Here is a 20,388-nt window from a genome sequence, read left to right on the forward strand (position 1 = left end):
ATCCATGGCTGAACGTCTGCAAAAAGTCCTGGCCCGCGTCGGTCTCGGTTCGCGCCGCGAGATCGAGGAGTGGATCCGCGCCGGGCGTATCACCGTGAACGACCGTGTGGCAGAGCTCGGTCTGAGTGTGACCGAGCGCGACCGCATCAAGATCGACGGCCGTATTGTCAGCCTCGCGGACAGCACGCCGGCACCCCGCACGCTGATCTATCACAAGCCGGCAGGTGAGCTGACCACGCGCAAGGACGCGGCCGGCCGGCCCACGGTCTTCGACAGCCTGCCGCGCATCCGGCACGGCCGCTGGATCGCCATCGGCCGGCTCGACTTCAATACCTCGGGCCTGCTGCTGGTAACCACCGACGGCGAGCTGGCCCATCGCCTGATGCACCCGTCCTGGGAGGTCGAGCGTGAGTACGCGGTGCGGGTGTTGGGCGCGGTGGACGATGCGGTCCTGGCCAAGCTGCTGGGCGGGGTCGAACTCGAGGACGGCATGGCTGCCTTCGCGTCCATCCGCGATGCCGGCGGGCAGGGCGCCAATCACTGGTACCACGTCATCGTGCGGGAAGGCCGCAACCGCGAGGTCCGGCGGCTGTGGGAATCCCAGGGCATCCAGGTCAGCCGCCTGATCCGGGTCCGTTACGGGCCGGTCGGTCTGCCAGCCGGGCTGCGCGCGGGGCGTTTCCGCGACCTGGCGCCGGAGGAAATCCGGGCCCTCTATGCGACGGTGAAACTGCCGCTGCCGCAAGCGGCGCCGCCACGGCGTACCGCATCCCGGCGCGGCCAGCGCGCACGATGATGGCCAAGCGGCGGCCGGCCGGCCCGCGGCGCTGGACGCTCGCGGAGGTCTACGCCAGGCTGTTTGCGGCCTTCGGTCCCCAGCACTGGTGGCCGGCCCAGTCCCCGTTCGAGGTCATGGTCGGCGCCATCCTGACCCAGAATACCGCCTGGCAGAATGTCGAGCGGGCCATCGCCAACCTGCGCGCGCGGGACCGACTCGACGCCGCCCGGATCAGTGCCACGCGTCGCGACCACCTGGCCGCCTGGCTGCGGCCGTCCGGCTACTTCAATATCAAGGCCGCACGGCTGCATAACTTCTGTCGCTGGTACCTCGACAGCGGGGGCTATGCGGCGCTCGCACGCCACGATACCGCGGCGCTGCGTGCCGCGCTGCTGGGCGTGAACGGCATCGGTCCGGAAACGGCAGACGACATCCTGCTCTATGCCTTCACCCGGCCGGTCTTCGTGATCGATGCCTATACGCGCCGCCTGCTGGCGCGGCTGGGGCTGTACCGCGGCGATGAGCCCTATGAGGACCTGCGCCTGGCGATTGAAACCGTCCTGGGGCCCGACACCGACCTGTACGGCGAGTACCATGCCCTGATCGTGCGCCATGCCAAGCAGCACTGCCGGGTCAGGCCGCTGTGTGCCGGCTGCGTGCTGCGCGGCGCCTGTCCGGCCGCACTGCCAGCAAGCTGAGCCGCGCCGTTATCCTGCTCTAGGACTTCACGACCAGCACGGCACAGGCGGTGTCGTTCAGGATACGCTCGGTCGTGCTGCCGAGCAGGATCCGCTCCAGCCCGGTGCGGCCGTGACTGCCGGTCACGATCAGGTCGGCATTGCGCTCCTTCGCCACGGCGGTGATCAACTCGTCCGGACGGCCTTCCAGCACCAGACCCTCGGCGTCGACGCCCGCGCTGCGCATGTGATCGACCACGCGCGCGACCACCGGTTCGGCCTCGGCACGGCTGGATGCGCGCAGTGACCCGGTCTATATAAGCTGCATGGGCTGGGCAATCGGCATACCCGGGTGAGGCCTTGCTCGGACCGGCGGCAGCGATGCTAGAATCAGTCCGAACCCCACGGAGAACCGCGATGAGCACAGCAGGATACAACCCGGACCGCACCGCGGGAGCTGCGCTCGGGCGGGCCGTGTGTTGCGTTCTGCTGCTGGTGGCGCTATGCGGCGGCTGCGACAGCAAGCCGCCGGTCCCGCCCATGGACACAGCGCTGGCACAGGCTGCTGCAACCGGGGCTGCCCAGGCACCGACCCAGGAACTGGATGCCGGTATGGTCAACCCGGGATATGCAGAGAAGCCCGCCTGGTTCGCCAACTCCTTCCTCGATATCCGCGATGACGTCGCGGAGGCGCAGGCCGCGGGCAAGCGCGTGCTGCTGTACTTCTACCAGGACGGCTGCCCCTACTGCAAGAAACTGCTCGAAACCAATTTCGCACTGGCTGACACCGTGCGGCGCACGCGCGACAACTTCAACGTGATCGCCATCAACATGTGGGGCGACCGCGAGGTCACCGATCTGGACGGCAGCCAGACCACCGAGAAGGCATTCGCCGGCAGCCTGCGCGTGATGTTCACGCCCACACTGCTGTTTCTGGACGAGCAGGGCAGGGTGGTGCTGCGCCTGAACGGCTATTTTCCGCCGCACAAGTTCAACGCCGCGCTCGACTACGCCGCGCAGTATCAGGGTGACGCACCGGACTTCCGCGCCTATCTTGCGCAGGTGGATCCGGCGCCTGCCAGCGGCAAACTGTATACCGACGCCGCCTACCTCTCGGCCGACTCCGATCTTGCCGCGCGCGTCGGGGGCAAACCGTTGCTGGTGCTGTTCGAACAGAAGGACTGTGCGCCGTGTGATGAACTACATCAGGATATCCTGCAACGGCCGGAAAGCCGTGCGCTGCTGGCGCGTTTCGATGTCGTGCTGCTGGACATGTGGTCGGACCAGCCGGTCAGACGTGCGGACGGCCGACAGACCAGCGCGGCGCAATGGGCCCGGGACCTGGCGGTGCAGTATGCGCCGACACTGGTATTCTTCGCTGCGGACAACCGCGAGGTGTTTCGCACCGAAGCCTATCTCAAGGCCTTTCATATCCAGTCCGCCATGGACTACGTCGCCTCGCGCGCCTACCAGGAGCAGCCGTCCTTCCAGCGCTACATCGCGGCGCGTGCCGACGCGCTCGAGGCTCAGGGTGTCCATATCGACTTGATGGAATAGCGTTAACCAGCGCGGCGGCCGCTGCCGGCGGGCGCGGGCATTGATCAAGCCGTGGCTGGCGTCACCTGACGCGGCGGTCGTGCGTTACACCGGTATGTTCGCCGCCTATCGGGGCGCACCCCGCGTGGCCATGAGATTGACCGGGCTCCCATCCGGAGCGTCCGGCAAGCGCATGACGCTTTGTCGCGTGCCCGCGCCTGCGACTGCGACTGCCTGCGTGTCACCTGCATGCAACACGGGGGAGAGAGAATGCGCCGCAATTGATATATGTCAGGCGCCGGTGTGCACAATACGATTGTTCGGGTAGAGTCTGCGCTCTAGAATTAACATCCCCCAAGATCCAGTCTGCGCTGCCTATCCAGGAGGAATCGCTGCATGTCAGAACAACCCCGTCTCGACGAAACCACCTACGAGTCGTCACGCATCCTGCTCCAGGCGGCACTCGAAAACATGCTGGAGGCCGGCCGCAGCGTCCGCGAACTCAGTGAGTATGCGCTGGACCGGTTCGGTCACGAATTTCTGCCCTATCTGCGCCAGTTCCTGCACGAAGTCGGGCACGGACGCATCAGCATCGTGGGGCTCAGCCCGGTGGCGCGCCAGGCGCTCGCAGGGCATACGGTCAGCATCGAGGAGCGCGATCGCATGATTCGCGAGGCAGCCTACCTGCGCGCCGAGCGCCGCGGGTTTTGCGGTGGATCCGCGGAGCAGGACTGGCTCGAGGCCGAGCACGAAATCGACGTCAGTCTGGCGCAGGGGCCGGGTCTGATCGTGCGCGGCGGTCATGCCCTGGCCGCGGTGGCTGATGCATTCGAGCGGGAGCTTGCCGAGAGCAGGCAACTCGTGACGCGCTGGCTGCAGTACAAGTTTCCCGTGGTGCCGCCCGTTGCGGACGGGCAGCGTGCGGCGCGCACGCCGAAGTCCGGCGCGACCGCCAAGACCAGGGCGACGGCTGCCAAGACCGCCGGCAGCGCCGCGGGCGCGACCAAGCGGACGCCGCCGCAGCGGGCAGCCGCGAAGAAGAAGGCGGCAGCCAAGCCGGCGAGCGCGAAACAGCCCGCACGCGCGACTACCGCGAGGAAAAAAACCGCTAAGAAGTCGGCGCCGGCCACGACGGGAACTGCGGGACGCAAGCAGCCGGCCACACGCAAGCCGGCGGCCGGCGGCGCCGGGGGGAAAACCACGGGCCGCAAGCGTGCATCGAAGACGCGCCGGTAGGACACCGGCCGGGCCGGCGTGCCGGATTGCCGGCATCTGAGGTGCCGCCTTGGGCGGGTCCCGCCGGTGGTCGGGCGGATAGACTGACCGGGAATTGATCGGGCGGCGGCCGGCAGCGAAATCCGCCGGCAGTACCCGCCCGGGGAGTCATGCAGATGGTACATGTGAGACGGATCGTACTGGACGTCCTCAAACCGCATCAGCCGAATGCACTGGAATTCTCGCATGCCATCGCCGCGACGGGCGCAGACTATCGTGTGACCCTGACCGTACTCGAGGTCGACGAGAACACCGAAACCCTGCAGATCGTGGTGACCGGAAGCGCCATCGACTTCGACGCCGTGCAGGCCGCCATCAGCGGGATGGGGGGCTCCATCCACAGCATCGACGAGGTCGAGGTCCACAACATGACAGACACGCCGGGCACGTGAAACTGCTCGGCAGGGCGGCATACCTCATGCGGCTGACCCGTACCCACGGGATCGTCCGCCGCTATTTCGTGGTCAACGGTTTCGATGGCGCGTTGACCATGCTGGGCATCATCAGCGGTTTCCACTTCGGCGTTCCCGCCGATCTTGCGGTCACCATCAATGCCTGTCTGGGCGCCGCCATCGCGCTCGGCGTGAGCGGCGTCAGCAGTGCCTGGGTGAGTGAGGCCGCCGAGCGACGCCGGGCGCTGGACGAACTGGAGGCGGCGATGGCCATCGACCTGCTCGACAGCGCCCACGGCGAGGCAGCACGTCGCGTGCCGCTGCTGATCGCGCTCGTGAACGGATCGGCCCCGCTGCTGATCTCCCTGCTCATTATCCTGCCGTTATGGTTGGCGCAACTCGGCTTGCCGCTGCCCGTGGCGCCGATGCATGCCGCGGTCCTGACCGCGCTGCTGCTGGTGTTCCTGCTCGGCGTTTTTCTGGGACGCATCTCGGGTATTTCCTGGCTGCGCAGCGGTCTGCAAACCCTGCTGATCGCAGTGCTGACGGCCGCGCTGATCTACCTTTTCACGGGAGGGTAGTGTGCCGGAAGCCTGTTGGCACAGCCTGGAGACCGCTGCGGTATTGCAGCGTCTGGGCACGGACGCCGCGGGGCTGGAGAGCGTCCGGGCCCGTGACCGTCTGGCGGAGTATGGGCCCAACCGGCTGCCCGAGTCGCGGCGCCGGTCCCTGCCGGTCATGTTCCTTGGCCAGTTCGCTGATTTCATGATCGTCGTACTGCTGGGCGCGGCGTTGATTGCCGGCTTCATCGGCGAACCGCAGGACACCATTGCCATCCTGGTGATCGTGTTGCTCAACGCAGTCATTGGCACGGTGCAGGAGTATCGCGCCGAGCGCGCCGTCGCGGCATTGCGGGCGCTGGCGGCGCCGGAGGCCAGGGCGATACGTGACGGCAAGGCTGTCAGGATCGACGCGGCCGAACTGGTGCCCGGCGACATCGTGCTGCTCGAGGCCGGTAACGTGGTGCCCGCGGACCTGCGCCTGCTCGAGGCCGCCGGGCTGCAGGCCGACGAATCCGCGCTTACCGGGGAGTCGGGCAGCATCGGCAAGCGGACGGACGCGCTGCCGACGCCCGGACTGGCACTGGGTGACCGGCTCAACCTGGCCTACAAGAGCAGCCTGATCACGCGCGGCCAGGGGCGCGGCGTCGTCGTTGCCACCGGGAGTCAGACCGAGATCGGACGCATCGCCGAGTTGCTGCGCAGCGAGCGGGGTGTGCAGACCCCGTTGCAGCAGCGGCTGTCCCGCTTCGGACGCCACCTGGCACTGGCCGTGCTGGCGATCTGTGCAGTCGTATTCGTGGCAGGTCTGCTGCAGGGGCAGCCGCTGCTCCTGATGCTGCTCACCGCCGTGAGCCTGGCCGTGGCGGCCATCCCCGAGGCGTTGCCGGCTGTGGTGACGATCTCGCTCGCGCTCGGTGCGCACCGGCTGATCCGGCGCAATGCCCTGGTGCGCAATCTCCCGGCCGTGGAGACCCTGGGTTCGGTCACCTATATCTGTGCCGACAAGACTGGCACGCTGACGCAGAACCGCATGACCGCGGAGCTGTTCCTTGCCGCCGGGCAGCGCCGGGACAGCCTGCCCGCGCTGTCGCAAGCGTCGCCGTGGCAGCAGCTGGGACAGGCCCTGGCCCTGAACAACGACGTCACCGAGATCGATGGGCGGCCGGCCGGCGAGCCGACCGAACTGGCCCTGTTCCATGCCGCGCAGGATGCCGGTTTCGACAAGCCGGCGCTGGAGCAGCGTTACCCGCGCCTGGCGGTGATCGCGTTCGACAGTGAGCGCAAATGCATGACGACCCTGCACCGCACGGGCACGGGCGTGATCGCCTACATGAAGGGCGCGCCCGAGGCCGTGCTCCCGCGCTGCGTCGACCTCCAGGGGGCGGCTGCGCCGGAGGCCCTGCACACGGACAGCGTGTTGGCCGCGGCCGCGGAACTCGCCGGTGCGGGCTATCGCGTGCTGGCGCTGGCGCAGCGCACGTTGCCGGCACTGCCACACCCGTTGGCGCCCGATCATATCGAACGGGAGCTGACCCTGCTGGGGCTGGTAGCGCTCATCGATCCACCCCGGCCGGAGGCGGCGCAGGCCGTGGCGGACTGTCGCACGGCGGGTATTACCCCGGTAATGATCACGGGCGATCATCCCGGGACGGCGCGAGCGGTCGCCGAACGACTCGGCATCATGACAGCCGGCACGCGGTTGCTTACCGGTTCCGAGCTGGCGCAGCTGTCAGAGCAGGCATTTGCCGATGTCGTCGAGTCCGTGCGGGTATACGCTCGCGTCAGCCCGGAGCAGAAGGTGCGTATCGTCAAGGCCCTGCAGGCACACGGCGAATTCGTGGCCATGACCGGCGATGGTGTCAACGATGCACCGGCGCTGAAACGTGCCGGTATCGGCGTGGCGATGGGGCGGAAGGGCACCGACGTGGCGCGCGAGGCCGCCGACATGGTGCTGCTGGATGATAACTTCGCCACCATCGTGCGGGCGGTTCAGGCCGGGCGGCGCATCTTCGACAATATCCGCAAGTTCATCAGGTACACGATGAGCTCCAATTCGGGCGAGATCTGGACGCTCTTTCTGGCGCCGTTTCTCGGCCTGCCGATACCGCTGCTGCCCATCCATATCCTCTGGATCAACCTGGTTACCGACGGCCTGCCCGGCCTGGCACTGGCGGCAGAGCCTGCCGGGGCCGGGATCATGCGGCGCCGGCCGCGTCCGCCGGGGGAGAGTATCTTCGCCCACGGCATGTGGCAGCACATCCTCTGGGTGGGGCTGTTCATCGGTGGACTGTCCATCGCCGCGCAGGCCTGGGCGCTGGCGCGCGAACTCGAGTACTGGCAGACCATGGTCTTTACCGTGCTGACGGTGTCGCAGCTGTTCCACGCGCTCGCGGTGCGCAGCGAAACCGAATCGCTGCTTGTGCTCGGGCTGCGCAGCAACCTGCCCCTGCTGGGGGCTGTCCTCGGTACGCTGCTGTTGCAACTGGCGGTGATCTACGTACCCGCGCTCAATGGCGTGTTCCACACCCGGCCGTTACCGCTGGCGGATCTCCTGTTGTGCCTGGCCGTTGCCGCCCTGGTCCTGGTGGCGGTGGAACTGGAGAAGTCCCTGGTGCGCCGGGGCCTCATCTATCGCTGAGCCGGTCATGGCGGCAGTGCCGCGTGGCAAGGCGGTCCCCGGCGCACGGGGAATTACGGGATAGGTTCTAGCTGGTCCCGGCGCTGCGTCTGACGTCCTCGCATGGCGGTGTCGAGAAGGTATCCAGCTTTTCGAAGAATGTCTTGTGATCGATGTAATGTGCACCGTCGCAGGAAAAGGTCATCCCGATCAGGCCGTTGATCAGGTTGATCGAACCGTTGCGCAGATAGATGGTCTCGTCCGTGGTCCGCAGTCTGCGAAACTCCCGGAGTATCGCCTTGATGTCCTGCCCGTTGATCAACGGCTGCAGATGGCGCAGCGTGGCGTTGCGGAATTGCTCGACGAAATCGGGTGCCAGGACTTCCTCCCGTACGTAGACCCGGTAGCGATAGGCGTCATCGCTGAACCAGCAGGTCAGCTGGCTGGAGGAATAGTGAATCTTGACGTGAAACGCGCCTTTCTCGGTCAGTAAACGTTCGACGATGGTATGGATGCGATCGATTTCGCTGTCGAACAGGCTCTCCACCCTGGATTGCTGAAACAGAAACGCGCGTACGGACGGATCACCCTTGATCTGTAACCATTTTCCGGGCATGTCAGGCCTCCTGCATGAGCGGCTAGTCCAGGCGTCGACACCATTCGTCACGGCTTGCCGTGGCCGCGGCGGTGCCCGCGCCATAATTCCTTAGCATAATGGTCAGGAATAGGTGACAGTATAACCATCCGCTACGGTCGATCAAGACCACCGCGCGGAACTGTGACGTGACGGTCCGTTGGACGGCAGCGCAGGCCGGCAAGCGCGGTCAGTTCTCGGCAGCTGCCGCACGGCCGGCTTGCATACACACCGGAGGCTAGCCGAGGGCGAGGGCCTGCAACGAGGCGGGATCGATGATCTCGATATGCTTCCTGCCGAGGCCCACCCAGCCGCGGGACTCGAAATCCTTCAGGTGCCGGCTGATCACCTCGCGCGCGGTACCGAGTTCGCGGGCGAGTTCCCGGTGCGAGGCGTCGATCCGGCCGCCAGCGTCACGCCGGTTGATCAGCCAGCGTGCGAGCCTGACGTCGATGTGACGCATGGTGACCGCCTCCAGCAGCGCCACCAAATCCTCAAAGCGCCTGCCTAGCGAGGTGCAGATAAAGTTGCGGAAGCCTTCCGACCGGTTGAAGGCGTCGCGGAAATCGCGTACGGCAAGTGCGGCGACCCGGGTTTCGACTTCGGCGATGCCGTTGGCGGTATACAGACCGCCACCCAGCAGTACAGTTGCCGTCAGACAGCAGACTTCGCCGCTGTTAACCCGGTACAGCACCAGTTCGCGGCCATTCTCGAACGCCTTGTAGATTCGCAGCGTCCCCGCGGTGACGAACAGGAACTGCTTCCAGTCGCCGCCCTCGCGAAATATTTCGGTACCGGCGGGTATGACCAGTTCCCGCGCGCGGCGCGCAATCCCCATCCAGGTCGGATCGCCGACTCCGGCCAGCGCTGGAAACTGGCTGATCCACTCCGGCGCGTGCCTGGGTGCAGCTGGCGTAGTTTTTGTCACGACATTATTAATAATTATATTCATAACAATAAGTAAAGAAAATTATCTACAGTTATTTGTGATATTTTGTGGCCTGCCTCCTGTCTTGTGGCAGGGCTACAAAAGTCAATATTGGGAGCATAGTCCCAAAATATTGCCTGTCAAGGTGTCAGGCTGAACAGCCGCGCACGCCGGCCGCAGCAATGTGCAGCATGGAGCGCAACCGTGCCGGCGCCGCGTCGTCGGCCACATCCTGCCAGCGTCTGTCACCCCATGGCGCGGCATCCCTGCGTTGCCTGTTGGTGCCGCAGGGTCGAGCGCGGGCGGTGTGCTGTACGGCAGATCTACGGCGTGGAGAGCGCTGCGCGCCGCTGGCCCGGTTGCCGTTGGCTCCTGTAGCATCGGTTCCATCATGCCTGCAGCATTGCCGTGCGGCGCCAGGTCACCGCGATCGGTGCTGGAGCGCCCGGGAAGGCCGGAGACTCTCGCCATGCATTACAGGAAGCTGGGAAACACCGACATCGATGTCAGCGTGCTCTGCCTGGGTACGATGACGTGGGGGGAGCAGAACACGCAGGCCGACGCCTTTGCGCAGATGGATTACGCCGTCGCGCAGGGGGTGAATTTTTTCGACACCGCAGAGCTCTACCCGATACCGCCCCGTGCCGGGACCTACGGTCAGACGGAGACGATTATCGGCAATTGGCTGCACCGGACCGGTCAGCGGGACAGAGTGGTGCTGGCCAGCAAGATTGCGGGGCCGGGTGCCGGCTGGATTGACCATATCCGCAACGGCCGTACGCGCTACCTGCGTGCGCATCTGCAGGCGGCGCTCGATGCGAGCCTGCAGCGTCTGCAAACCGACTGCATCGATCTGTACCAGTTGCACTGGCCCGAGCGCGATACGAACTACTTTGGCAAGCTGGGGTTCACGCCCGGAGACCCCGATCCGTTCACGCCGGCGGAGGAGACGCTGGCAGTCCTGGACGGTTTCGTGCAGGCCGGCAAGATCCGGCACATCGGTCTGTCCAATGAAACGCCGTGGGGCATAATGCGCTTCCTGCAGGCGGCCGACGCGCGCGGGCTGCCGCGCGTGGTCTCGGTGCAGAATCCCTACAGCCTGCTCAACCGCAGCTATGAGGTCGGCGCCGCCGAGGTCTCATGGCGCGAACATTGTGGGCTGCTGGCATACTCGCCACTCGGATTCGGTGTGTTGAGCGGCAAATATCTCGATGGCATGCGGCCGGATGGCGCGCGCCTGACCTTGTATCCTGATTACACGCGCTACAGCAGTCCGGCCGCACGGCAGGCGACCGCGGCCTACGTCGCGCTGGCGCGCAGGCACGGCCTCGACAGCGCGCAGATGGCGCTGGCCTTCGTTACCGGTCGAGGTTTCCTCACCAGCGCGATTGTCGGTGCGACCAACATGGCGCAACTGCGCAGCGATATCGCGAGTTGCGATGTCGTGTTATCCGCTGAGGTGCTGGCCGGAATAGAGGAGATCCACACACAGCATCCCAATCCCAGCCCCTGACCGGCGCTTACCGACCGGCCCGCGGATTGTGCATTGCCTGACCTGTTGTGGTGCGCTGCCTTTCTTAACCAACCGGGGCATGATGCTGCCCTGATCGCGCTTAACCCTGAGACGGCTGCGGTATTGGAGCGCGCACCGGCACATCGTGGCCGCGCCGGCTCGCGCCGCCAGTTGGCCTGTGCGCCGTCACGCACTACTATTGCAGTCCCGACTGAATTCCGAACCGGAGTAACCCATGAGTGACGCTTTGAATTACCTGGTGGCCGCGCGCCCGGAAACCATCACGCATTATTTCAAGTTTCTCAAGGATGCAGGCAAGCATCTCGATGTCCGCACGCGCGACCTCATCTCGGTGATCACCAAGGTGGACGCCCAGACCGAGGCCGGATTCCGGCAATACCTCACGCGCGCCCTGCGTAACGGTGCGAAGGCGAACGAGGTGATCGATGCGTTGCTCATGGCCTTCCCGACGCTCGGGCTGGCCAAGATCGTCTGGGCAGTGGACATCCTGCTGGACATGGATATCCCCGAGTTCCGTCCGGAGAACCTGTTCGCGGAGTCGCGCTGGCACAGCGTAACACCGCTTGACCGGTTGCCTTCCGGCGAAGTGACTTATCTGGACTGTGACGGTCGCAGCCTGTTCGTCTACCGCAAGGGCGACACCCTGCGCGTGTACGACAGCCGCTGTCCGCACCAGGTCACCAACATACCGCATCTGGCGCTCGACGGAACGCGCCTGACCTGCCCCAAGCATCACTGGGCCTTCGATATAGCCACGGGCGAATGTGTTGAGGTCGGGAATCGACCGCTGACCGAATTCGAACACCGCGTCGAGGGCGATATCCTGCAGGTCTACTGGTAACGGCCGGCCGGGTTATGCCGCCGGCGGTTGCGGTTCACTCCCCTGCGGCTGCGTCCAGCTGCCGGCCGGTGATGCCGCGGCTCGCGCTGCTGACCAGGAACAGGAACGGCCTGACCACGTCGACCGGCTGTTTCAGGCCTGCATTCGTTTCCCCTGGGTAGGCGATACGGCGCAGGCCGGTGCGGACCGGTCCGGGGTCGAGGCTGTTGGCGCGGATCGGCGTGTTGGTATCCAGTTCGTCGGCCAGGATCTGCATGAACCCCTCGAGTCCCGCCTTGGCCACCCCGTAAGCGCCCCAGTAGGCCTTGCCATGGCGGCCGACCGCGTCGCTGGTGAAGATCACCGAGGCATCCCTGCTTGCGCCGAGCAGGCCCAGGCAGGCCATGGTCAGCAGGCAGGGGGCGTTCAGGTCGGTCTGCAGGGTGCGGAACCACAGCTCGATCTCGGTATTGCCGATCGGTACCAGTGCGCCGAGTTCGGCGGCATTGTGGACGAGGCCGTCGAGACGCCCGTATTCCCGCTCCAGTGTGACTGCCAGCGCGGTGTAGTCGTCCGGCCCCGCGCCTGCCAGGTCCATGGGGTAGAGCGCGGGTTCCGGGTGGCCGGCGGCGACGATCTCGTCGTAGGCCCGCTCCAGGCCCTGAACGTCCTTGTCCAGCAGCACCAGTGTGGCGCCGTGTGCGGCCATGCCATCGGCCAGTGCGCGGCCGATGCCGTTGGCGGCCCCGGTCAGGAGGATGATGCGCTCGTGCAGCAGGTCTGCAGCCGGTTGCCAGTCGGCAGGGGGGATGCGGGTCGTGGTCATGATTCTGCCAGGCTCGTGTGCTTGATACCGTCCTCGCGCGCGACCACGCTGCGGGTCATGCGCTCGATCTGTTCCGCCCGCGCCGGCGGCTCCCCGCTGGCCGTGACGCCGAGTTCGGTGAACCGGCGTGCGCCGGGCATGACGCGCGAGTCATAGGATGCGACTGCCTGGTTGTAGGCGGCCACGCTGCCTTCCAGATTGCGGCCGAGCTTCGCCAGGTGCCCGGCGAAGGTGGACAGGCGCTGAAACAGTTCCTGGCCGATCTCGCGAATGATGTCCGCATTGTCGGCCAGTGCTTCCTGGCGCCAGCCGTAGGCGACGGCGCGCAGCAGCGCGACGAAGCTGGTGGGGGTGGCGATGATGACCTGCCGGGCCAGCGCGTCCTCGATCAGGCTGGTGTCCAGCTCCAGCGCGGCGCTGAGGAACTGGTCGCCGGGTATGAACAGGACCACGAATTCCGGGCTGTGGCGCAATTGCTGCCAGTATGCCTTGGCGGAGAGTTCCTTGATGCGGGCGCGCAGGTTGCGGGCGTGGCGGGCGAGGTGGGCCTTGCGTTCGCTGTCGTCGTTGGCCTCGACGGCGGAGAGGTAGGCATCGAGCGGGGTCTTGGCATCGACCACGATCTCGCGCTTGTCGGGCATGCGGATCACCATGTCCGGGCGCAGCGGCCCCTGCTCGCCCTGCAGCGTCTGCTGCTCCGTGAAATCGCAGTGCTCCACCATGCCGGCGAGTTCGGCCAGTCGCTTCAAGGTCAGTTCGCCCCATTGTCCGCGCACCTCGGGCCGGCGCAGGGCTTGCACCAGGTTGCGCGTTTCGCTCTGCAGCAGCCGCTGCGACTCGGCCATGCTTTCGAGGTGGGCATGCAGCGCGCCGTGGGCCTGCTGGCGTTCGTTTTCCATACGGCGAATCTCCGCTTCGGTCTTGCCGAGTGCCTCGCGGATCGGTTTGACCAGGTTCTCTATCGCCTGCTGGCGCTGTGTGAGTTCGTCGTTGGCGCGGATCCGATGCTGTTTCATGTTTTCGTTCGCCAGCTGCAGGAACTGCGCGGTGTTGTCCTTGAGCGCGCTGCCGGCCAGGGTGCTGAAGGTGTCCTTGAGTGCGGCGGTGGACTGCTCGAACACTGTCTTTTCCTGCTGCGCAGATCTGCGCTGATAACGATAGGCCTCGAGCAGGCGGGAATACTTGAACCGCAGCCTGTTGTACTTGCGGTTCTCGATCAGGTAGGCCGTGATGGCGCCGATTTCCAGCGCGATGACGAGTGCCAGGACCAGGAACGTGAAGTCGTTCATCTGCATGGACCTGAATCATACCACTGAACTCGCCCGCTGCACGCCTGCCGGGCCGCGTGTTCGATCCCGTGCCCTGACAGCTGCCGGTGTTGCGGGCGGCGGGATGGCGGGGCGGTTCCGGCTGCAGCGCGGCGCGCGCCGGATGATGAGATGAGGTGCTAGGATCCCGCCGCGCGTCGATCCAGCCATTCCAGCACGCCGCCCGGCGTACTGACGCTGCCGCTGGCCTGCCAGGCCCGCGGATCGTCGTGCGCCTGCAGGTAGCCGAACAGCGCCACCAGTGTCTGCATGCCGGCATTTCTGCCGGCTGCCACGTCGCGCTCCGCATCGCCGATGTACACGCATTGTGCCGGTTCCGAGCCGGCCAGCCGGCAGGCCAGCAGCAATGGCGCCGGGTGCGGCTTGCGTTGCGCGAGGGTGTCGCCGCTCACCACGCAGACGGCGCGATCGTACAGCGCGAGATCCCGCAGCAGCGGCTCGGTCAGCCAGGCGGGCTTGTTGGTCACCACGCCCCAGTTCAGTCCGCGTGCCTCCAGTGCGGCGAGTACCGCCTCCATGCCCGCGAACGGGCGGGTCTGGCGTGAAAGGTTGGCGCGATAGACCTCGAGCAGCCGTGCCCGCAACGGCTCGAATTCCGGGTGTTCGCGCGCGAGTCCAAAGCCCAGTTCGATGAGTGCCGCGCCGCCATGCGAAACCACCGGCCGGATGGCCGCGAACGGCAATGCGCTCCGGCCGTGCTCGAGCAGCACGGTGTTCAGCGCTGCGGCCAGGTCGGGCGCGGTATCGAGCAGGGTGCCGTCGAGATCGAACAGGACCGTGCGGATGTGCACCGCTGCGCTGTTGGCGGTGCCGGTGGTCGTGACGTCTGCCATCAGGCCCTGCGGAAGGCGGCCAGGTAGTTTACCGAGACATCGGTGCCGAGCCGGTATTCCTGCGTGAGCGGGTTATAGCTCATGCCGGTGAGGTCCGCGAGCTGCAGTCCGGCCGCGCGTGCCCAGCCCTCCATTTCGGAAGGACGGATAAATTTCGCATAATCATGGGTGCCCCGGGGCAGCAGCCGCAGCAGGTATTCCGCGCCGATCACCGCGAACAGGAAGGCCTTGGGATTGCGGTTGATGGTCGACAGCACGATCAGCCCGTCAGTCCTGACCAGGCGCGCGCAGGCGGCGATGGTGGCGGCGGGGTCGGGGACGTGTTCGAGCATTTCCAGGCAGGTCACGACATCGAATGCGCCGGGATGGCGTGCGGCCATCTGTTCGGCGGTGGCGCGCTCGTAGTTGATCTCAAGTCCCGATTCGTGCTGATGCAGGCGCGCCACGCCAAGCGGCGCCTCGCCCATGTCGATGCCCGTGACCAGCGCGCCGCGCGCAGCCATACCCTCGCTGAGCAGGCCGCCGCCGCAGCCGACGTCGATGACACGCTTGCCGTCCAGCGGCACCAGCCGGTCGATGTAATCCAGTCGCAGCGGATTGATGTCGTGCAGCGGCTTGAATTCGCTGTGCGGATCCCACCAGCGGCTGGCCAGCTTCTCGAATTTGCCGATCTCGTCCGGGTCGACGTTGGGGATCGTCTGGTTCATGCGCTGGCCCCGATGCGTGCCTGCCACGCGTGTGCACGGGACAGGATCTCGTTGTCGTCCAGGGTCGTGAGCCGCCGGTTCTTGAGCAGCTGCTGACCGGCTACCCAGACGTCGGTGACCTGTTCGCGTCCGCAGGTATACACGAGCTGGGAGACGGGGTCGTACAGCGGGCGCGTCTCGAGCGTGTCCATGTTGATGGCGGCGACATCCGCCCACTTGCCCGTTACCAGCGAGCCGATCTCCTCGCCCAGACCCAGCGCCGTGGCGCCGTTCAGGGTTGCCATGCGCAGCACGCCATGGGCCGGCAGCGCGCTGGCATCGCCGGCAACGACCTTGCCGAGCAGGGCGGCGGTACGCATCTCGCCCAGCATATCGAGATCGTTGTTGCTCGCGGCACCGTCGGTGCCCAGGGCCACGTTGACACCGGCCGTGACCAGCGCCTGCACCGGTGCCAGCCCGCTGGCCAGCTTGAGATTGGATTCCGGGCAGTGCACGACGTGTCCGCCGGCGAGCGCGAAGTCGCTGATCTCCCGCTCGCTGAGCTGGGTCATGTGCACCGCCATCATGTTCGGGGCAACCAGGCCCAGTTCGTGCAGGCGCGTCAGCGGCCGTTTGCCGGTCAGTTCCACGGCCTTGTCGATTTCCTCCGCCGTCTCGTGCACGTGCATGTGGATGCCGATGTCCAACTCGTCGGCGAGCACCCGGATGTGCTGCAGCGGCCCATCGGATACCGTGTAGGGCGCATGCGGCGCAAACACCGTGCGGATCAGCGGATCGCCGCGATAGTGATCGTGCACCGCGAGTCCCTTCGAGATGTACTCGTTGGCGTCGCTGGCCCAGACCGTGGGAAAATCGAGCACGATCAGTCCGACACTCGTGCGCATGCCGCAGCCCACCGCGACGCGCGCGGTCACGTCCGGGTAATAGTACATGTCGTTGAAGCAGGTGGTGCCGCAACGCAGCATCTCGGCGATGGCGAGCTGCACGCCATCGTGCACGAATTCCTCGCTCACCCAGCGCGACTCCGCCGGCCAGATGTGGTTGTTGAGCCAGTCATGCAGCGGCAGGTCGTCGGCCAGCCCGCGCAGCAGCGACATGGCGGCATGGGTGTGAGCGTTGACCAGTCCCGGGATCAGCAGATGGCGGTCGAGTTCGTGTTCGGCCTCCGCCTTGTAGCGGGTGCGCGCCTGGTCGGTGGGGAGCAGGGCGACGATGCGCCCCTCGTGTATCACCAAGGAGTGGTGCTCGTAGACCGTGTTGTCCGGCTCGACCGGTGCGATCCAGCGGCCGTGGATAAGCGTGTCGACTGTGGTCATGCCGTGTTCCGGAGACTGGCTGGTGAGGTGAGTATAGCGGAGCCGGGCCGGCGGCAGGTAGCCGGCGGTGCGGCTGCCGCATGACCGCCGCCCCTGGTTCAGGCGGTAGTGTGCACATGCACGTCCCGCTGCGGATAGGGGATGCTGATGCCGTTGGCGTCGAACGCCTGCTTGAGTCGCTCCAGCAGGTCGGCACGTACACTCCAGTAGTCTGCGGTTTTGACCCAGGGCCGGACGTTCAGGTTGACGCTGCTGTCGGCCAGCTCGCTCACCGCCACGGCGGGTGCCGGGTCCTGCAGGATGCGATCGTCGGCGGCAAAGGCGTCCTTGATGATCTGCTTGGCCGTGCGGATGTCGTCGTCGTAGCCGATGCCCATGACCAGGTCGATCCGGCGGGTGGCGCGCGCCGAATAGTTAACGATCGGGCCGCCGTAGATGTGGCCATTGGGTACGATGATCTCGCGGTTGTCGCCGCTGCGCAGTACGGTGCTGAAGATGCGGACCTCCTCCACCGTGCCGCCCTGTCCCGCGGCCTCGATGAAGTCGCCGACCTTGAACGGGCGGAACATGATCAGCATCACGCCGGAGGAGAAGTTTGCCAGCGAGTCCTTCAGGGCGAGGCCGACAGCGAGGCCGGCGGCGCCGAAGACGGCCAGCAGCGAGGTGGTCTGCACCCCGAGCTGGTCGAGCGCGGCGATCACGACCACCAGCAGCAGCACCGTGTAGAGGATGTTGCAGAGGAAGGCGCCCAGCATGTCATCCAGCCGCGCCTTGCGCAGCATGCGCCCGACCACCTGCACGACGAGTTTCGCGATCCAGCGTCCGAGCACGAAGATCACCAGCGCCATGAAGATGCGCAGGCTCCAGGGGATGAGGTAGGCGCTGATCAGCTCGGCATTCAGGTATTGCTGCAGATCCATGATGCAGTCTCCCTTGTTGCAGAAAATAAAAAACCCATCGCCCTTGCGGGCGATGGGTTGCGGTTACCGCAGCCGGATTACTGCTTGCGGCTGACGCCGATGCTGACTTCCACGCGGCGGTTCTGCGCACGGCCGGCGCTGGTGCGGTTGTCGGCAACCGGCTGGGACTCGCCCATGCCGCTGACCGACATCAGGTTGGGATCCACGCCCTTGCTGGCCAGGTAGTCGCGCACCGTGGTGGCGCGACGCACGGACAGGGCCTGGTTGTAGGCCTCGGCGCCGGAGCTGTCGGTGTGACCCACGACCTTCACGTCCACGACACGGTCAGTGCGCTGGATCTTGTCGGCGAGTTCGTCCAGCTGCTGCATGCCGGCGGGCTTCAGGTTGGACTTGTTCAGGTCGAACAGCGCGCCTGCCGTCAGGGTGACGGTTTCGTAGGTCGGCGCGGGTGGCGGGGCCGGCGGCGGCGGCGGGGCTGCAGCCTCGACCGGGGCCGGTTTGCCGCAGTCGACCGTCCAGAGTTCATCCGTCCAGGAACTGGTCTTAACGCAGTTGCCGCTGCCGTCCGTGATGTAATGACCGTTGCCGTCGCCGACATAGCCGGCATTGGCCTGGCCGGCCTGGTGCGCGGACGCGGTCGCGGTGAACAGCGTTCCGGCCACGATAGCCGTAATGACTCCGCCGAGTTTCAGGTTGTTGTTCATTGAATAGCCACTCCTGTGGTGAAATGGTGAAAAAATTCGATCTGGCATTCTGGTTGATCCAGATACTGCATTCAAGGATGCCGGTTGGAACGCCGGTGCGTTCTGTTCGCAGTTGCGCACCTTATAACAAGGAAATGCAAAAACGCAACATATATTTTCAAAAAAACCACACATCGGCCTCAAATGTTGTGAATGCGCGACATGGTCGCATGGGCGGGCGTGCCACCGGCGCAGTCAGGGCCGCTGTCGGGTCGAGGCGTCCTGGGGCATGACCAGCTTCCGGACGTCGCGCCGGACAGCCTCGGTGGCGCTGGGCAGATCAAGCCGGTAGTCAGTACAATGTGCCCCCCCCAGCCACCTCGAGCCAGTGGTCCCATGACAGACCAGCCAGGATTTGCAGCCATCGAGTGGACCGGCGCCGGTCTGCGCCTGCTAGACCAGCGCGTGCTGCCCGCGCGGGAGGAATATCTGTTCCTGAGCGCGGCTCCGGCCGTTGCCGAGGCCATTCGAGACCTGGTGGTCCGTGGCGCGCCGGCCATCGGGATCACCGCGGCCTACGCCGTCGTGCTCTCGGTCCGGCAGCACCGCGCGCAGCAGCCCGCGACGTGGCGCGACGCGGTGGCGCGCGATATCGATATGCTGGCGGCAGCGCGTCCGACCGCGGTGAACCTGGTGTGGGCGCTCACGCGCATGCAGACCGTGCTGAACGGCGCCGGGGACGACCCGGAGGCGACCCTGCTGGCCACCGCCCGCGCGATCCACGCCGAGGACGTCGCGGCCAATCGGCGCATGGGTGATGCCGGCGCGGGGCTGATCGGGCAGGGCGATGCCGTGCTCACCTATTGCAATACCGGTACGCTGGCCACCGGCGGATACGGCACCGCGCTCGGCGTGGTGCGCAGCGCCTGGTCGGCCGGCAAGCTCTGTGCGGTCTATGCCGGTGAGACCCGCCCCTGGCTGCAGGGCGCGCGTCTGACAGCCTGGGAACTGGTGCGTGATCGGATCCCGGTGACGCTGATCACGGACAATGCCGCGGCGTTTCTCATGCAGCGCGGCAAGGTGCAGTGGGTCATTACCGGTGCCGACCGGGTCACGGCCAACGGCGATGTCATCAACAAGATCGGAACCTATGCGCTCGCGGTGGCGTGTCGTTACCACGGCGTGAAAATGATGGTTGCGGCGCCCCTGTCCACGCTGGACATGGCGCTGGGCGCCGGTACCGACGTCGTCATCGAGGAGCGTCCGGCCAGCGAGATCCTGACCCTGGCCGGACAGCCGGTCGCGGCCAGCGGCGCGGGCGCCTGGAATCCCGTCTTCGACGTCACCCCCGCCGGGTTGGTCGACTACCTGGTCACCGAGGCCGGGGTGATCGCGGCGCCCGATCCGGACAAGCTGCGCGATCTGGCAGCCCGTCATCTTTCCGGCTGAGCAATCCTGCTCCTGCCCGCTGCCCGGCAGGCGAAACCAGACGTCCTGGGTGTGGATATTTTCCGGGTGTAGTGGGGGAGACGGCTATGTTAAAATCTCCGGATTTGGCGCTGTAGCTGCCGCCAGGATGAAAACCCGCCCCGCGTTGCCGGGTGGAGACGTAGGGAACCCGTCTGAATGACCGACTTCGCGAAAGAGATACTCCCCGTCAATCTCGAAGACGAGATGAAGCAGTCCTACCTCGACTACGCCATGAGCGTGATCGTGGGCCGGGCGCTGCCTGACGTGCGCGATGGCCTGAAACCGGTCCATCGGCGCGTCCTGTACGGCATGTACGAGGGCGGCTACGACTGGAACAAGCCCTACAAGAAATCCGCGCGCATCGTCGGTGATGTCATGGGTAAGTATCACCCGCACGGTGATACCGCCATCTACGACACCATCGTGCGCATGGCGCAGCCGTTCTCGCTGCGCTACATGCTGGTCGACGGGCAGGGCAACTTCGGCTCCGTCGACGGCGACTCGCCGGCGGCCATGCGCTACACCGAAGTGCGCATGGCGAAGATCGCGCA

General features: G+C 66.0%; 21 protein-coding genes. 11 read left to right on the forward strand and 10 right to left on the reverse strand.

Annotation, left to right across the window (positions count from 1 at the left end; all coding sequences use genetic code 11):
- Positions 1-4 precede the first annotated feature (4 nt).
- The gene (locus tag R3F42_07755) at positions 5-796 is read left to right on the forward strand and encodes a pseudouridine synthase (GenBank protein ID MEZ5541923.1); all 792 of its coding nucleotides are present in this window, start codon (positions 5-7) and stop codon (positions 794-796) included.
- The gene (locus tag R3F42_07760; protein MEZ5541924.1) at positions 793-1,476 is read left to right on the forward strand and encodes an endonuclease; all 684 of its coding nucleotides are present in this window, start codon (positions 793-795) and stop codon (positions 1,474-1,476) included. Before R3F42_07755 ends, R3F42_07760 begins: the two co-directional genes overlap by 4 nt.
- A 19-nt stretch (positions 1,477-1,495) precedes the next feature.
- Here R3F42_07760 and R3F42_07765 read toward each other — a convergent pair whose 3' ends face one another.
- Complete coding sequence (locus R3F42_07765) at positions 1,496-1,714, reverse strand: universal stress protein (GenBank protein MEZ5541925.1); 219 nt, start codon at positions 1,712-1,714, stop codon at positions 1,496-1,498.
- Positions 1,715-1,872: 158 nt separating this feature from the next.
- Here R3F42_07765 and R3F42_07770 point away from each other — a divergent pair, with 158 nt between their 5' ends.
- The 5 genes from R3F42_07770 (at position 1,873) to R3F42_07790 (ending at position 7,859) form a co-directional block, all read left to right on the forward strand.
- Entirely contained in the window at positions 1,873-3,012 is a 1,140-nt protein-coding gene (locus R3F42_07770; GenBank protein MEZ5541926.1) for a thioredoxin fold domain-containing protein, read from the forward strand.
- Positions 3,013-3,387: 375 nt separating this feature from the next.
- Entirely contained in the window at positions 3,388-4,227 is an 840-nt protein-coding gene (locus tag R3F42_07775; GenBank protein ID MEZ5541927.1) for a DUF2934 domain-containing protein, read from the forward strand.
- A gap of 155 nt (positions 4,228-4,382) precedes the next feature.
- Complete coding sequence (locus R3F42_07780; GenBank protein MEZ5541928.1) at positions 4,383-4,658, forward strand: DUF211 domain-containing protein; 276 nt, start codon at positions 4,383-4,385, stop codon at positions 4,656-4,658.
- Positions 4,655-5,239, forward strand: coding sequence for a hypothetical protein (locus tag R3F42_07785; GenBank protein ID MEZ5541929.1), 585 nt, complete (start codon positions 4,655-4,657; stop codon positions 5,237-5,239). The genes R3F42_07780 and R3F42_07785 overlap by 4 nt, the downstream gene beginning before the upstream one ends.
- A 1-nt stretch (position 5,240) precedes the next feature.
- Positions 5,241-7,859, forward strand: a complete 2,619-nt coding sequence (locus R3F42_07790) for a cation-translocating P-type ATPase (GenBank protein MEZ5541930.1) — start codon at positions 5,241-5,243, stop codon at positions 7,857-7,859.
- A gap of 67 nt (positions 7,860-7,926) precedes the next feature.
- Here the strand turns inward: R3F42_07790 and R3F42_07795 are convergent, their stop codons facing one another.
- Positions 7,927-8,454, reverse strand: coding sequence for a hypothetical protein (locus R3F42_07795; protein ID MEZ5541931.1), 528 nt, complete (start codon positions 8,452-8,454; stop codon positions 7,927-7,929).
- A 256-nt stretch (positions 8,455-8,710) separates the two neighbouring features.
- The gene (locus tag R3F42_07800; protein ID MEZ5541932.1) at positions 8,711-9,400 is read right to left on the reverse strand and encodes a Crp/Fnr family transcriptional regulator; all 690 of its coding nucleotides are present in this window, start codon (positions 9,398-9,400) and stop codon (positions 8,711-8,713) included.
- 469 nt (positions 9,401-9,869) lie between these two features.
- Here R3F42_07800 and R3F42_07805 point away from each other — a divergent pair, with 469 nt between their 5' ends.
- Together R3F42_07805 and R3F42_07810 are read left to right on the forward strand one after the other, a co-directional pair.
- A complete protein-coding gene (locus tag R3F42_07805) occupies positions 9,870-10,913 on the forward strand; it encodes an NADP(H)-dependent aldo-keto reductase (GenBank protein ID MEZ5541933.1) in 1,044 nt (347 codons plus the stop codon).
- A gap of 235 nt (positions 10,914-11,148) precedes the next feature.
- Positions 11,149-11,775 (forward strand): Rieske 2Fe-2S domain-containing protein, encoded by a 627-nt coding sequence (locus R3F42_07810; protein ID MEZ5541934.1) that lies wholly within the window; start codon positions 11,149-11,151, stop codon positions 11,773-11,775.
- A 34-nt stretch (positions 11,776-11,809) separates the two neighbouring features.
- On the opposite strand, the gene R3F42_07815 is transcribed toward R3F42_07810, so the two are convergent.
- The 7 genes from R3F42_07815 to R3F42_07845 form a co-directional block, all read right to left on the reverse strand.
- Positions 11,810-12,580 carry an SDR family oxidoreductase gene (locus R3F42_07815; GenBank protein ID MEZ5541935.1) on the reverse strand — a complete coding sequence of 257 codons (771 nt, stop codon included), beginning with the start codon at positions 12,578-12,580 and terminating at the stop codon, positions 11,810-11,812.
- Positions 12,577-13,869 carry a DNA recombination protein RmuC gene (locus tag R3F42_07820; GenBank protein ID MEZ5541936.1) on the reverse strand — a complete coding sequence of 431 codons (1,293 nt, stop codon included), beginning with the start codon at positions 13,867-13,869 and terminating at the stop codon, positions 12,577-12,579. Before R3F42_07820 ends, R3F42_07815 begins: the two co-directional genes overlap by 4 nt.
- A 158-nt stretch (positions 13,870-14,027) precedes the next feature.
- The gene (gene gph, locus R3F42_07825; GenBank protein ID MEZ5541937.1) at positions 14,028-14,741 is read right to left on the reverse strand and encodes a phosphoglycolate phosphatase; all 714 of its coding nucleotides are present in this window, start codon (positions 14,739-14,741) and stop codon (positions 14,028-14,030) included.
- The gene (gene ubiG / locus R3F42_07830; protein ID MEZ5541938.1) at positions 14,741-15,448 is read right to left on the reverse strand and encodes a bifunctional 2-polyprenyl-6-hydroxyphenol methylase/3-demethylubiquinol 3-O-methyltransferase UbiG; all 708 of its coding nucleotides are present in this window, start codon (positions 15,446-15,448) and stop codon (positions 14,741-14,743) included. Before ubiG ends, gph begins: the two co-directional genes overlap by 1 nt.
- Positions 15,445-16,764 (reverse strand): TRZ/ATZ family hydrolase, encoded by a 1,320-nt coding sequence (locus R3F42_07835; protein MEZ5541939.1) that lies wholly within the window; start codon positions 16,762-16,764, stop codon positions 15,445-15,447. The genes ubiG and R3F42_07835 overlap by 4 nt, the downstream gene beginning before the upstream one ends.
- A 98-nt stretch (positions 16,765-16,862) precedes the next feature.
- Positions 16,863-17,684, reverse strand: coding sequence for a mechanosensitive ion channel (locus tag R3F42_07840; protein MEZ5541940.1), 822 nt, complete (start codon positions 17,682-17,684; stop codon positions 16,863-16,865).
- A 77-nt stretch (positions 17,685-17,761) separates the two neighbouring features.
- Positions 17,762-18,388 carry an OmpA family protein gene (locus tag R3F42_07845; protein MEZ5541941.1) on the reverse strand — a complete coding sequence of 209 codons (627 nt, stop codon included), beginning with the start codon at positions 18,386-18,388 and terminating at the stop codon, positions 17,762-17,764.
- A 375-nt stretch (positions 18,389-18,763) separates the two neighbouring features.
- On the opposite strand from R3F42_07845, the gene mtnA reads away from it, so the two are divergent.
- Both mtnA and R3F42_07855 read left to right on the forward strand, forming a co-directional pair.
- Positions 18,764-19,816 carry an S-methyl-5-thioribose-1-phosphate isomerase gene (gene mtnA / locus R3F42_07850; GenBank protein MEZ5541942.1) on the forward strand — a complete coding sequence of 351 codons (1,053 nt, stop codon included), beginning with the start codon at positions 18,764-18,766 and terminating at the stop codon, positions 19,814-19,816.
- A 177-nt stretch (positions 19,817-19,993) separates the two neighbouring features.
- On the forward strand, positions 19,994-20,388 hold a 395-nt coding region (locus tag R3F42_07855), incomplete at its 3' end, for a DNA gyrase subunit A (protein ID MEZ5541943.1).

The sequence above is a fragment of the Pseudomonadota bacterium genome (assembly GCA_041395565.1).
In the GTDB taxonomy this organism is placed as follows: domain Bacteria; phylum Pseudomonadota; class Gammaproteobacteria; order UBA9214; family UBA9214; genus UBA9214.